Source organism: Qipengyuania triglochinis, from assembly GCF_054655615.1.
Genome location: NZ_BAAHND010000004.1, coordinates 82,004 through 95,053 on the forward strand (window position 1 = coordinate 82,004; position 13,050 = coordinate 95,053).

11 protein-coding genes are annotated in these 13,050 nt (G+C 56.4%); 9 read left to right on the forward strand and 2 right to left on the reverse strand.

All coding sequences use genetic code 11. The features are described 5' to 3' along the window. Positions 1–76 precede the first annotated feature (76 nt). Both ACYQ0G_RS13555 and ACYQ0G_RS13560 read right to left on the reverse strand, forming a co-directional pair. Entirely contained in the window at positions 77–634 is a 558-nt protein-coding gene (locus ACYQ0G_RS13555; RefSeq protein WP_460103576.1) for a (2Fe-2S)-binding protein, read from the reverse strand. 41 nt (positions 635–675) lie between these two features. Continuing rightward, positions 676–1,440 carry a class II aldolase/adducin family protein gene (locus tag ACYQ0G_RS13560; protein ID WP_460103578.1) on the reverse strand — a complete coding sequence of 255 codons (765 nt, stop codon included), beginning with the start codon at positions 1,438–1,440 and terminating at the stop codon, positions 676–678. 123 nt (positions 1,441–1,563) lie between these two features. Between ACYQ0G_RS13560 and ACYQ0G_RS13565 the strand changes: the two genes are divergently transcribed. The 9 genes from ACYQ0G_RS13565 to ACYQ0G_RS13605 all read left to right on the forward strand — a co-directional run bounded on the left by ACYQ0G_RS13565 (position 1,564) and on the right by ACYQ0G_RS13605 (position 13,042). After that, the gene (locus tag ACYQ0G_RS13565; protein ID WP_460103580.1) at positions 1,564–2,931 is read left to right on the forward strand and encodes an MATE family efflux transporter; all 1,368 of its coding nucleotides are present in this window, start codon (positions 1,564–1,566) and stop codon (positions 2,929–2,931) included. Positions 2,932–2,980: 49 nt separating this feature from the next. Then, positions 2,981–5,365, forward strand: coding sequence for a chemotaxis protein CheW (locus ACYQ0G_RS13570; protein ID WP_460103583.1), 2,385 nt, complete (start codon positions 2,981–2,983; stop codon positions 5,363–5,365). Continuing rightward, the gene (locus tag ACYQ0G_RS13575; protein ID WP_460103586.1) at positions 5,362–5,796 is read left to right on the forward strand and encodes a chemotaxis protein CheW; all 435 of its coding nucleotides are present in this window, start codon (positions 5,362–5,364) and stop codon (positions 5,794–5,796) included. The genes ACYQ0G_RS13570 and ACYQ0G_RS13575 overlap by 4 nt, the downstream gene beginning before the upstream one ends. A 55-nt stretch (positions 5,797–5,851) precedes the next feature. Continuing rightward, a complete protein-coding gene (locus ACYQ0G_RS13580) occupies positions 5,852–6,217 on the forward strand; it encodes a response regulator (RefSeq protein ID WP_221542669.1) in 366 nt (121 codons plus the stop codon). Between the two features lie 90 nt (positions 6,218–6,307). Next, entirely contained in the window at positions 6,308–7,330 is a 1,023-nt protein-coding gene (cheB, locus tag ACYQ0G_RS13585) for a chemotaxis-specific protein-glutamate methyltransferase CheB (RefSeq protein ID WP_460103590.1), read from the forward strand. Beyond that, the gene (locus ACYQ0G_RS13590) at positions 7,321–8,196 is read left to right on the forward strand and encodes a CheR family methyltransferase (RefSeq protein WP_460103593.1); all 876 of its coding nucleotides are present in this window, start codon (positions 7,321–7,323) and stop codon (positions 8,194–8,196) included. Before cheB ends, ACYQ0G_RS13590 begins: the two co-directional genes overlap by 10 nt. A gap of 173 nt (positions 8,197–8,369) precedes the next feature. Continuing rightward, entirely contained in the window at positions 8,370–9,869 is a 1,500-nt protein-coding gene (locus ACYQ0G_RS13595; protein WP_460103596.1) for a putative bifunctional diguanylate cyclase/phosphodiesterase, read from the forward strand. Between the two features lie 251 nt (positions 9,870–10,120). Next, entirely contained in the window at positions 10,121–11,644 is a 1,524-nt protein-coding gene (locus tag ACYQ0G_RS13600; protein WP_460103599.1) for a methyl-accepting chemotaxis protein, read from the forward strand. A gap of 60 nt (positions 11,645–11,704) precedes the next feature. Continuing rightward, entirely contained in the window at positions 11,705–13,042 is a 1,338-nt protein-coding gene (locus ACYQ0G_RS13605; protein WP_460103602.1) for a methyl-accepting chemotaxis protein, read from the forward strand. Positions 13,043–13,050: the final 8 nt, after the last annotated feature.

Below are 13,050 nucleotides of genomic sequence, written 5' to 3' on the forward strand. Positions count from 1 at the left end.
CGGCTACCGGCATGATACTTCAAAAGTGCTCCCATTTGCCGAACAGTCGCTCTAGAATATTAGCCGCTTATCCCGATCAATCACGTGATGAGGGTTCATCCGGAGGAGTCAGTGCGGGCACTTCGCTCCCCGCATCTTCCGCGCTAATGCCAGGGGCAGGCGCGGCGCTGATACGCTCCTGGCGAAGTGCAACCCGGCCGGCGCGCTGAATTGCTCGAACCAAGCGCGGGTAGACACCGCAGCGACAGATATTGGGGATCGCCTCGCGTATCTCGCTTTCTGTAGCTCCAGGGTTTTTGTCGATCAAAGCTGCCGCAGCCATCACGATGCCTGGTGTACAGAAGCCGCACTGGATAGCCTGTTCTGCAACCATAGCTTGTTGCACAGGATGCGTACGATCCCCTGAAAGCCCCTCGATGGTCTTTACGAAGCGCCCTTCGGCTTCAGCGATAGTTACAAGACAGCTCCTCAAGGCCTCACCATCGATATGCACTATACAGGACCCGCAATCGCCGTTGCCACACCCATATTTCGTCCCGGTAAGGTTAGCCGCATCACGCAACGCCCAAAGCAAGGGCGTCTCATCATTCATGAGAAATTCGATGGGTCGATCATTCACCGTCATGCGAGACATGGCGGGCCTTTCGCTTCAAAAGGTTGAATTGTCGAGAGGCCTCAGTTCTTCCAGCTATCGTCAATTTTCGAGACGCGACGCTTCCAAGCCTCAAAGTCGAACAGCCCTGCCCCTCCCTGGGTCTGCATAGTCGACAAATCTCTCTGATGAATGTCTACGACATCCTGTTTGACGATGTTCGGCTCGCCCTGACTGAGAGTGGCAACCTGAATCTCGCACGCACGCTGAAGTGCCCACATCTTTACGAACATTCCGGGAATGGTCCTGTCCATCACCACTGGTCCGTGATTGCGTAACATTAGGATCGAATGTTTGCCCAAATTGTCGACCAGACGGTCTCCTTCTTGCGGGCGGACCGTTACGCCTTCGAAATCGTGATAGCCAATCTGGCCTTGGAAGTTACAGGCATAGAAGTTGGTCGGCAGCAGTCCGTCCTTATGGCTGCATACCGCTATCGTAGCTGTCGTGTGCACATGGCAAATCGCATTAGCGCGTTCGCCAAGGTTCTTGTGAAAGTGTGCGTGCTGCGTGAAGCCGGCCTTGTTGACCATGTATTGCGAAGGGCCGACGTTGTTGCCTTCCACATCGATCTTCACCAAATTCGAAGCAGTCACTTCGTCATAAAGCAGACCGAATGGATTGATGAGGAAAGTGTCCTTCTCCCCAGGGACAGCCACCGAGATGTGGTTGTAGATGCTCTCCCCCCAGCCGAGATGGTCGAAAATGCGGTAGCAGGCAGCCAGATCCTGACGGGCCTTCCATTCCTCTTCGCTGCATTCGAATTTCGGCTTCATCTGAGTTGCCACGGCGCTCTCTCTCCTACGTTTTTCTTTGCAACCTCTATCGCACAGAGCGGCGCATTCCTTCAAGCGGCAAGCAGAAAATCGGCGCTTCCCAAGCGCGCCCTGCCCCGCTAGCGCGCTTCTTCAATGAGCGAGCCGGCCAAACTTACCCGCGGGAGCATTCGCGGCCATCTCGTTACTCAGACCCTGCCCATGATTGTGGGCGTCGCCGCTATCATGTCGGTGGGCCTCATCGACGCCTATTTCATTGGCCAACTTGGCGCCGCCGAACTCGCTGCTGTGAGCTTCATTTTCCCAATCACCATGGCGCTGACGAGCCTTGGTGTAGGCGTAATGGTGGGAATAAATTCCGTTATCGCCCGCGCGTTGGGCGAAGGTGATGTAGCGCGCGCCGAACGCCGCGCAAATTTTGGCGTTATCTTCGCTCTCTTCGCTGCCGTCGTTCTCGGTGTCGCACTCTATCTCTTGTTGGGTCCCCTGTTTCGATTGATGCAGGCGAGCGACGCCCTGCGCCCCCTTATCAATGCTTACATGCGCCCTTACGCGCTTGGAATGCCTGTGCTGTTGCTGCAGATGAGCCTTGGCGGGGTATTGAGGGGCCAAGGCGAGGCCCGACGTGTTTCAGCAGTTTCCATCACTTATTCCGTAGCAAACTGGATCCTTGATCCGATCCTTATTACCGGCGCGCTCGGCTTTGAAGGATTTGGCGTGGCCGGGGCCGCGTATGCTTCCATCATTGGGTACGGGCTTGCCTGTATCATGGCGCTCTTCTTCATCCGCAGAACACAGATAGCGATCGCTCCGTCAAAGATCCGTGGATGTAATATCGCTGACTCCAGTCGAGCAATCCTTCGCGTCGCCGGGCCTGCGGCCTTCTCGAATGCTATCAATCCGATCGGTCTCTCCGTTTTAACCGCGCTGCTTGCAAGCCAAGGAGAAGCCGCCGTTGCAGGTTTCGGTGCTGCCGGTCGATTGCAGAGCTTCGCTGTCGTACCTCTATTGGGTCTTTCCGGTTCGATTGGGGCGATCATCGGCCAGAACTGGGGTGCCGATCGGCCTGATCGCGCGAAGCGCGCAATGTACTGGGCCGGGCTATTCTGCATTGTCTACGGATTGGCGACAGCAGTCGTGCTGTTTGCTTTCGGCGACTGGTTTGCCGATTTCTTTACGGAAGACGCGGAAGTGATCGAAGAATTCTCCCGATACCTCGCAATCTCTGTATGGGGGTATGCCGGCTACGGCTTGCTCATTGTTGGCAATGGCGCGCTCAATGCTGTTGATCGTGCACCTTATGCTTTGGCGCAGAGCGCTGCTCGCGTGTTCCTCGTTATGCTTCCCTTCGGATGGGTACTTCGTTCGAGCTGGGGTTCGGATTCGATCTATGCAGCGGAATTAGTCGCAAATGTGGTAGGCGGCGCCTTGGCATCGCTGGTCGTCTGGCTTCTCCTTCGCGACAAGCCTCAATCGAGTTCCACAGACCAAACGAAACGTTAACCATCCTCGTGCATAGCGGGTCCTATCGAGAACTGGGGGTCCGAGACCGATGGATGAACTGCTGGCCGATTTCGTGGCCGAAACCCGTGAAATGCTGGAGCAGAGCGGCAGCGAACTGGTCGCCTGGGAAGCTGACCCGTCAGATAAAGCGCGCATCGATACGATCTTTCGCTTCGTACACACCGTGAAGGGAAACTGCGGATTTTTCGACTTTCCCCGGCTGGAGAAGCTCAGTCACGCTGCCGAAGATGCACTTGCCGAATGCCGTGCCGGACGGCGTGAGCCGGATAGCGCGCTGGTCACCGCAGTGCTGGCAATCATCGACCGAATTTCGGAAATGACCGATTCGATAGAAGCTGGCGAAGAACTCGGCGAAGGCGGCGACGAGGACCTCATCTCCGCACTCGATCAACGGTCAGAGTTCGAAGTTCAGAGCGATCTCGAGGTAGTCGAGGAAACCGAAGTCGCTAGTGTGCCCGAGGATGAAAAGGTCACGCAAAAAGCTCCGCGTCAAGGGGTGCAGCGGTCGATCCGCTTACCCGTGGATCTGCTCGACGAGGTGATGAAGGGCGTGTCGGATATGGTGCTGGCAAGAAACGATCTTGCTCGGCGTCTGCGCGAAGCAGGGGAACAACCCACAATCGACGGTCCGTTCGAGCGTTTGTCAGCCATTCTCGCAGACGTCCGTACCTCTATTACACGTATGCGCATGCAGCGCCTCGAGCACCTTTTTTCTTCTTTGCCCCGGCTCGTCCGTGATTTGTCCAACGAGTTGGGCAAGCAAGTCATGGTCGACTTTGAGGGAGGTGAAGTCGAACTCGATCGCGAAATGATCGAGATGGTGCGCGACCCCCTTACCCATATCATTCGCAACGCGATCGATCATGGAATTGAAACGCCTGCCGCACGCTTGAAGAACGACAAGCGCGAGATCGGGCTTTTGAAATTCGCTGCACGGCAATCTGGCAATCAGATCAGTCTGGTGATCACCGACGATGGTGGCGGCATCAATCTAGAAAAGCTGTGTGCCAAAGCGGTGGCGAATGGCCTGTATTCGAAGTCCGAAATCGACAAAATGTCGGACAACCAGAAACAGAACCTCATTTTCGAGCCGGGCCTCTCGACTGCTGAGGCAGTCAGTTCCGTTTCCGGCCGCGGCGTGGGAATGGATGTGGTGCGCGCCAATATCGAACGTGTTGGCGGATCGATCGAGGTTGCCAGCAAGGCAGGCGAAGGTACGAGCTTCCATTTGCAACTTCCGCTGACCCTCTCGATCATCGCTGCGCTCACGGTAGGGTCTGGCGACCAGCGCTACGCTCTTCCGCGCAGTTATGTCGAAGAAATCGTCTTCGGCAGTTCGTCACACGTCGAATTTGCGCAAGCTGGTGATCGCCATCTTGTGACCTTCCGTGACAAGCGGGTCCCCTGCCTGTCACTCGCTGAAGTTCTGGGCTGCGAGGACGGGTCAGTCTGCCGATGGGAAGACAAGACCCTCGTGATGGTGCGCCTAGCAAGCGAAGATGTATTCGCTCTCGCCGTAGACCGTGTCTTCGATCACGAAGATGTAGTGGTTAAACCGATTGCACCGGCCATCATGGATACTCGTTTGTACGCCGGCACCACCCTGCTCGATGACGGTCGACCGATGATGCTTATGGACCTTCCCTCCATCGCCCAACTTCGCGGCATGGTAGGTGGTGTCCGCTCGAAGCCTACCGAAGTTGAACGTGAGAGCCGGGAACGGGTTACAAAGGCAGTACCGGTGATGTTGTTTGCCGGCCTCGATGGGCGCCATCGCGCAGTCCGTCTAGAACTCGTGCGGCGGATCGAGACGATTTCCCGCGAAGCAATCGATATCGAAGGCGAACGTGCACAGGCGGTTATCGACGGCGAAATCTTTACGTTGGCGGGACATGATGTCGGACCACTTCCGGATGGCAGAATTCGTTTGCTGCGCCTGTCAGATGCAGAGAACGAACTCGTATACGCTGTGCAAGAAGTGCTCGATGCGGCGGATGTCACTGAAGATGTGGTGCCGAGTGAAGCTGATACAGCCATCGAAGGCGTAACCCTCATTGGTGGCAAACCCATTCCTCTTCTCGATGGCCACGCCGTGTTCTCGCGGTATCGTGCTACGCGGAAAATCGATCAGGCTCTTACGTGCCGAATTCCAACTCACAGCGAATGGGCGAAGACTATTCTCGAACCGCTAGTTGCAGCTGCAGGGTATCGGATAGCAGCTGAAGATGAAGATGTAGAAGCCGACCTTGCCATTGCCTTGGCTGAAGAGATGGAAAGCCCAGTAGGTGTAGCCCGACAGATAATCCGCCTACGCCCCGACCCAGACGATGCCGGTGACGACACAATTTATCGCTATGACCGGGACGCCCTTCTCGCAGCACTTAAACGCATCCGGACGGGGAGGGCCGCATGAACGAACTACTACTCATGTGCACTATTGCGGGACGGCGCGCCGCGATCAGCGCCAGTCATGTGCAGTCGGTGATAGAAATCGAAAACATCACTCCGATTCCAGGAACGCCGGATTTCATTCTCGGCTTGACCGCGCTGCGTAGCCAGGCGTTGACCGTGATCGATTGCTCGCTGGCACTTGGGCTCGAAACACCCAGCCAATCCGAAGATCGTCGCGCCGCGGTCGTGGAAGTCGATGGCCACCTTTACGCTCTTCTCGTCGACAATGCCCACGATGTCGGTGAAGCCACTAGCGATCCCGTGGCGGTACCTGGGGGGTTTGGCGAAAACTGGCAGCGAGCGTCCACGGGTATGGTTGAAACCGATGGCGGGCCGACATTGCTCGTCGAAATTAACCAACTGGTATCCGGACCTCTTCAAGAAGCAGCTTAAGCGATTGGTTACCGCCTAACATTAAGAAGGCTAGGCAAATTAGGGAATCACTGAAATGAAAACCTGTCTTATCGTCGACGACTCGCGCGTGATCAGGAAAGTGTCGCGCCACATCCTGGAAACACTCGGCTTCTCCGTAGATGAAGCCGAAAATGGCCAGGAAGGCCTCAACAAATGTCTCGAAAGCATGCCCGATGTCGTGCTGCTCGACTGGAACATGCCGGTCATGACAGGCATCGAGTTCATTCATCAGCTCCGCAAGCATGAAGGCGGCGACAAGCCGAAGGTCGTTTTCTGCACAACGGAAAACGACGTTGCCCACATTCGTGAGGCGATCAGTGCCGGAGCAGACGAATACGTGATGAAGCCGTTCGATCACGAGACATTGCAAATCAAGCTCCAACTCGTCGGTATGGTCTGATCATAAAGAAGATCAGCGGTGGCGATCACGTTACAACCTGAAAACAAGCTAAACTCTGGCAAAGCGCCATCCGGCGGATCGGTCAGAGTTATGCTGATCGATGACTCGCTGACCGTGCGAACGGTTTTCTCGCGTATGATCGAGCGAGAAAGCGACATGACGATTGTCGCAAGCGCCAGCACTGCCGAGCGTGGTCTGGATGAATTGCGCCGCCATCAGGTAGACGTAATTCTTCTCGACCTTGAGATGCCTGGCATGGGAGGCATCGAAGCTCTCCCGAAACTCCTGAAGACATCACCACGCACGAAAGTGCTTGTAATTTCTTCGCTCACGGCAGCCGGTGCGGAGCACACCGTACAGGCGTTGCGTATGGGTGCGGCCGACACCATGCTCAAGCCGCAGCCAGGCGGTTTCAACGACGATTACCGCAGCCAACTACTCGGCAAGATACGCGCGCTAAAGGGTCTTGCACCTTACGAACAACCGCTTCGCCCGTCTTCAAAATGGACCGAGCGACGCATCGGCAAGAAACCACAGCTCCTCGCAATAGGTGCGTCGACCGGCGGCATACATGCCCTGAATTTGTTTCTGCGCCAGATTCCTGCGAATTTCGATCTTCCGATTCTAATCACCCAACACCTTCCAGGAAGCTTCATCCCTGTTTTCGCCAAGCAGATGGAGGCAGCTTCCGGACGACGCGCTGTGCTTGCCGACGAAGAGGTGGAGATACGGCGCGGGACGATCGTCATTGCGCCTGGGCATGGTCACATGGTTGTCCGTCGCAAGGGAACTCAGCTGGTTACCAGCCTCGCTTTCAACGCCGTAAAAAGCGGGTGCACTCCGTCGGTCGATCCAATGTTCGAAACCTTGGCCGAAGCCTGTGAAGGAAAGGTAGCAGGCATCCTCCTATCTGGCATGGGCCGTGATGGAACCGACGGCGCCGATGCTATCATCAAAGCGGGCGGCACCATCTATGCCCAAAATGCCGAAAGCTGCGCGGTATGGGGTATGCCTCGTTCCGTCACGGAAAGCGGGCTGGCATCTGCCATTCTTCCGCCGGCAGAACTCGCCGACAAAATTCTCTCTAACGCTGGAGCAGACGCATGGCGTTAGAAGACGCTTCTCACGTAATCATCGCCGACTTGCTGAACTCACGTACGGGTCAGACCCTGTCGGAAAGCCGTCGCTGGCGTATTTCCACGGCTCTGTCCGGTCTGTTCCGCGAATGCGGTATCGAAAATGTCGATCAGCTTGCTTGTTTGCTGGAAAGGCCTGGCGAACACCAACTTGCTACTCGCGTGGTCGAAGCGCTGCTAAACAACGAAACGTATTTCTTTCGCGATCACGCCTACTTCACAACACTTGCCAATGTCGTTCTACCGGAGCTGGCAAAGAAGCGCGCCAGTTCCCGCAAATTGACAATTTGGTCCGCTGGCTGCAGCACGGGGCAGGAGGTACTCAGCCTCGCAATGACCCTCTGCGAGCAGCCGGGACGCTGGGCTGATTGGAACATCGAAATTCTCGGCACCGATGTCTCGGGCAAAGCGATCGAGCAAGCACGGTCCGGGATCTACTCCCAGTTCGAAATCCAGCGTGGTATCTCTGTCGCACAGATGTTAAACTTTTTCTCCGAAACGCCGAGAGGTTGGAAGGTTGCTGATCGTGTGATGGACATGACACGCTTCGAGCAGCGAAATATCTTGGATTTACCGCCTCCTCCAGGCCGTTTCGACTTGGTGCTTTGCCGCAATTGCCTGCTTTATTTTGATCCCGACACGAGGCGTTCGGCATTCGACCGGCTCGCCAGCGGAATTGCCCCCGACGGCTTCCTCATGCTCGGTGCCGGCGAGACAGTGGTGGGACAAACGGACAAGTTCGAGCCAGCAAGCTGTGGCTCCGCAATTTATACTCGGAGCTCAATCGAAAGCTCAGTTGGCGCCGTTCTTTCAGGGCCATCCGCCTGGGCGGCAAATGCCTGACGCATACGCGTCGTAAAGCCGCACAATGTACGGATTTGCGACCAACCGAAGGTAAATTTGAAGTTTACCGTTAATTAGCGAATCCGCGCTATCCGAAAAGGATAACGAGAGCAGATTTTTCCAGGGGAATTCGCGTGCGGTCAAACACCGACATAGCAGAGCAGGGCACGCGAATGATGATTTTCGCGCCCCTCGCCGCTCTGGCCGGGATTGCTAGCGTCACTGCTGCCATGGTGCTTCTCGGGCCTTATCTGGGCATCGCATCAGTACGTGCGGTACTCGGCGGCGGGTTCGTCGCCCTAATTTCCAGCATCGGCGGCTTTGCAATCATGGGGGTGAGGCACGTTCGAAAGATCGAGCGCCTTTCCAACAGCGACACACTTACCTTGCTCCCCAATCGCCGCGCGCTTCATCGCGACATCTCTGTCATCATGTCAGATCAGCATGAAGTGGCCCTCGGAATTGTCGACCTCGATGGTTTCAAGACCATCAATGATCATTACGGCCATGAGCTTGGCGATGCTACGCTGCGTGCTGTCAGCAAGATTATCGGAGACATCTGCGATAGTGACGCGCGCCTTTACCGTCTCGGAGGTGATGAGTTCGCTATTCTGATGACTGGTGATCTGGCGGGAACGCTGCTCGAAGGTCATTGCCGCCGCATTATCGAACGCCTGGCGAAATCGATAAAGATCGAAGAGAGGCGTCTGAGTCTTGGTGCCAGCATTGGCCTCTCGCGCAATGCTCCGGGGCAGCAACTCACATCCTCCGAAATGTTACGGCGTGCAGACGTGGCGATGTATGCATCGAAACGTGGCGGAAAAATGCGGTGCACTTGGTTCAACGAAGCCTTCGATCGCAGCCGCGAACAAATCAAGAAGCTTGACGAGGAATTGCGTCAGGCTCTGACGATGAACCAATTCTGCATGCACTATCAGCCTTTGGTCGATGCGGAGACGCGCAAGATCGTTGCTGTCGAAAGCCTTATGCGTTGGGAACGACCGGACGGGCAGATCGTCGGACCGACTACCTTCATTCCAGTCGCTGAAGAATCAGGCCTTATAAATCCGATTGGTCTGTGGGTACTGCGGCAAGCGTGCTGTGATGCACTTGAGTGGGACGGCGTTACGCTTTCGGTGAACATTTCCGCTGCCCAGCTCCGCAACCCAGAATTTCCGATCCAGCTGGGTCACATCTTGGAAGAGACCGGTTTTGATCCCGAGCGCCTCGAGCTGGAAATCACCGAAACCTGTCTGGTGCTCGACCCCATTGTGGCCGAACGCAGTTTGAACCTGATCCGGGGCTTCGGGGTGCGGGTGGCCCTGGACGATTTCGGGACCGGTTATGCCTCCATCGGATTTCTCCGGCAATTCCGCTTTGAAAAGCTCAAGATAGATCGCAGCCTGGTCATGCAGGCAAGCGAAGATGAATCCAGTCGGGCGATGATGCTTTCGAGCATCACCATGGCCCAGGCGATGAATATGTCCGTGACCGCCGAAGGAGTGGAAACTCGCGAACAGGCTGACATGGTGCGCGCCGCTGGCTGCGACCAAATACAGGGCTGGCTCTATTTCAGAGCCATGCCCGCTCAAGAAATCCAACAACATCTCGGCATGACGATCGAAGACGCAATGTCTGGGATTGATGGCGACCAAGGGGTCAAGGCAGCATGAATGCAATGACGGGCGATTTCACAACCGCTGAAATCGATGACAACAAATACTATTCGGATGAAATCGCTGAAGACCGGGCCATTTTAGCGGACGTCGGTTCCGGAAGCGAAGGTTTGCGAGGCAAGTTTGCCGATCTGACCATTGGCAGTAAGCTGAGCCTCGTTTCCATGGCAAACATTGGAGCGGTCGCCCTTTGCCTGCTTTCCACGGTCATCGGCGGGTGGATCGCATACCAGCTTCGCGAAGAGCGGATGCAGATTTCCGAGATGCTCATTTTGTCTACCGAGTTACAGGCTGATTCCAACGCAGCGCTTCTCGACACCTACAGGTTCGTCAATTCGGGCGATAACCAAGCGCTGGCCAGCGCCGAGGCAAGCCTCAAAGAGGTACGTCGAGATCTGAACTCGATCGAGACCAATGCTCGCCAGGTCGCTCCGGAAAGTATCGAACGTATCGAGCGCTTGCGCTCAGGTTTGGACGGCTTGTTAGCTGACCTGACCCGGCAGGCTGCCGAAACTCAGTTCGAGAGCCGTGCCGCCCTCGCTCAAGTTTCTTTCGAAACAAGCCGAGAGTTTGCTTCGGAGGCCCGCCAACTGAAAACGGATCTGTTCAATTCTGCACAGGTGAGTGAGGCCGAGGGCGATACAACCATAATATGGCTTCTCGTCACCTTTCTCGCAGTGGCCGCTATCGGCGTGTTCCTGATAATCGCGACCACGCGGTTCATTGCACGCGATATCTCCGGAACAGTCAGTCAACTTACCGATGCTTCGGAACGGCTTGCAACGGGCGACAAGACGATTGAAATCCCAGGCCTCGAGCGGCGCGATGAACTTGGCGGCCTGGCTCGTTCACTCCACGTGTTTCTTCGGAGCGCCTTCCGCTTCGAAAAAATGGCTGCCGAAAAGCAAGAACTGCAGGCCGAGCGTGGTCAGGCTCTTCAGCGTCTGGCAATGCAGTTTGAGGCGACGGTGGGCGAAGTCGTCAATGGTGTCGCGTCGGCCTCGTCCCAGCTCAACACGACGGCTTCGGCGATGGCGAGCGCAGCTGAGCAAGCGCAGCACCAAAGCCAGACCGTCGTTTACTCCATGGAGCGCGCGTCTGGCGGTGTAACGGCAGCAGCTGCCGCGTCGGATGAATTCGCTATGTCGATCGGCGAGATCAGTCGGCAGGCATCCCATTCGGCCGAACTGGCGCGAAAGGCGTCGGATGATGCCGAACAGGCCGATGGCACGATCTCCGCCCTTTCGTCTTCTGCAGATCAGGTTGGGCAAATTGTCGAGCTCATCCAGTCAATTGCGAAACGCACCAATCTCTTGGCGCTCAACGCCAGTATTGAAGCCGCGCGTGGCGGTGAAGCGGGACGCGGGTTTGCCGTTGTCGCGAGCGAAGTCAAGGAGCTCGCAGCGCAAACCAGCAGGGCTACCGAGGAAGTTGCCGAACAGATCCGTTCCATGCAGGATTCAACGGGCGCCAGCGTACATGCCCTGAGATCGATCGGCGACCAGGTAAAACAGCTCGAGACGACTGCCATCTCCATCGCCAGCGCGGTCGATCAGCAATCGGTCGCCGGCCAGGACTTGGCCCGAAGCATTGATTTAGCTGCCCGTTCGACCGATGAAGTATCCGGTAGCATCTCTCAGGTTCGTGAAGCCAGCCAAGCCACCGGCACAGCAGCAAGCCAGGTACTAGGTTCCGCGGCTTCTTTGGAATCGCAAGCCTCGGTGCTTCGGGAACAGGTCGATGTATTTTTGCAGCATGTGCGGGCCGGCTAAGTTCTTTCAGGGTAATAATCCCGTTTGAACGGGTGAGTGGGGAGAGGAAATGTCATGGGAATGCAAAGCGATATCTTCGCTGAGGAGATGAGAGGGGAAATCGCCGCAGTCGACGGGATCGAACTGGGCGAAGCGACGGAAGTTCCGGGCTTCCGCGGTTGGTTCCTCGGCCTCTCTTTGACTGCAAAATCGAAATTGTCGACGGGCATTACCGTGGTCGGTATGACACTTCTGGCGACTGCTGGCCTTGTGGGTATATTCAACCCCGGCTTGTCCGGAGTGATGGCCACGATTATCGTCGTGATCCTTGCGGTAACGCTGATAGCCGGGTTCGTCAGCTTACAAATGATCCTGAAAGAGGTAATCGCTCCATTCACGCATGTCGCGAGCGAAATGGGTCGCCTCGCGGGCGGGGCTCGGGATATTGATGTTGGCGATACCACACGACCGGACGAAATCGGCGATCTGTCCCGCGCCTTAAGTATCTTCGCCAAATCCGGTATCAAGCTCGACGAGCTCTTTGCCGGGCGCAGGACTGCGTTGGAACGGCGTAAGCACGAACTGATGCTGCTCGCCGACCGTTTCGAACAAAGCATCGGAGAAGTAGTGGGCGGTGTCGCTGCCGCTTCCAGTCAGCTCAATGCGACAGCAGGGGCAATGGCTGGCGCGGCTGAACAAGCAGCTGGCCAAGCCAATCAGGTTTCGCATGCAATGGAACAGGCTTCTGGCGGCGTGACCGCAGCGGCAGCTGCTTCAGACGAATTTGCGATGTCTATCAGCGAAATCAGCCGGCAGGCCGCCAATTCTGCAGAGCTTGCACGAAAAGCCTCGGATGATGCGGAAGGAGCGGACGAAACAATTTCCGCTCTCGCATCTGCCGCCGATCAGGTCGGCCAAATCGTAGAGTTGATCCAGTCGATCGCCCAGCGCACCAATCTTCTTGCCCTCAACGCGAGCATCGAAGCTGCGCGGGGTGGCGAAGCAGGGCGAGGTTTTGCGGTAGTGGCCAGCGAAGTTAAAGAGCTCGCCGCGCAGACCAGCCGAGCAACCGAAGAGGTTTCGGAGCAAATCCAAGCGATGCAGTCCTCGACCGGTGCAAGCGTCAGTGCGCTTCGCTCGATCGGCAACCAGATCAAACAACTTGAAACGACCGCGATCTCGATTGCGAGTGCGGTGGACCAGCAATCGGTTGCCGGTCAGGATCTCGCGAGAAGCATCGATCGTGCAGCACATGGAACTGATCAGGTGGCGACTCATCTCGACAGCATGCGCGACACCAGTATTTCTGCTGGTGCCGCAGCCAGTCAGGTGTTGGCCTCTTCGAGCGATCTAGAGAGCCAGGCCACAACATTGCGCGATAAGGTAGACGAATTTCTTTTCCAAATCCGCTCAGCCTAATCTTGGTT

Coding starts and splice junctions, on each gene's coding strand:
- ACYQ0G_RS13555 (WP_460103576.1), bottom strand. CDS start 634: ATGTCTCGCATGACGGTGAATGATCGACCCATCGAATTTCTCATGAAT.
- ACYQ0G_RS13565 (WP_460103580.1), top strand. CDS start 1,564: ATGAGCGAGCCGGCCAAACTTACCCGCGGGAGCATTCGCGGCCATCTC.
- ACYQ0G_RS13570 (WP_460103583.1), top strand. CDS start 2,981: ATGGATGAACTGCTGGCCGATTTCGTGGCCGAAACCCGTGAAATGCTG.
- ACYQ0G_RS13575 (WP_460103586.1), top strand. CDS start 5,362: ATGAACGAACTACTACTCATGTGCACTATTGCGGGACGGCGCGCCGCG.
- ACYQ0G_RS13580 (WP_221542669.1), top strand. CDS start 5,852: ATGAAAACCTGTCTTATCGTCGACGACTCGCGCGTGATCAGGAAAGTG.
- cheB (WP_460103590.1), top strand. CDS start 6,308: ATGCTGATCGATGACTCGCTGACCGTGCGAACGGTTTTCTCGCGTATG.
- ACYQ0G_RS13590 (WP_460103593.1), top strand. CDS start 7,321: ATGGCGTTAGAAGACGCTTCTCACGTAATCATCGCCGACTTGCTGAAC.
- ACYQ0G_RS13595 (WP_460103596.1), top strand. CDS start 8,370: ATGATGATTTTCGCGCCCCTCGCCGCTCTGGCCGGGATTGCTAGCGTC.
- ACYQ0G_RS13600 (WP_460103599.1), top strand. CDS start 10,121: ATGCAGATTTCCGAGATGCTCATTTTGTCTACCGAGTTACAGGCTGAT.
- ACYQ0G_RS13605 (WP_460103602.1), top strand. CDS start 11,705: ATGCAAAGCGATATCTTCGCTGAGGAGATGAGAGGGGAAATCGCCGCA.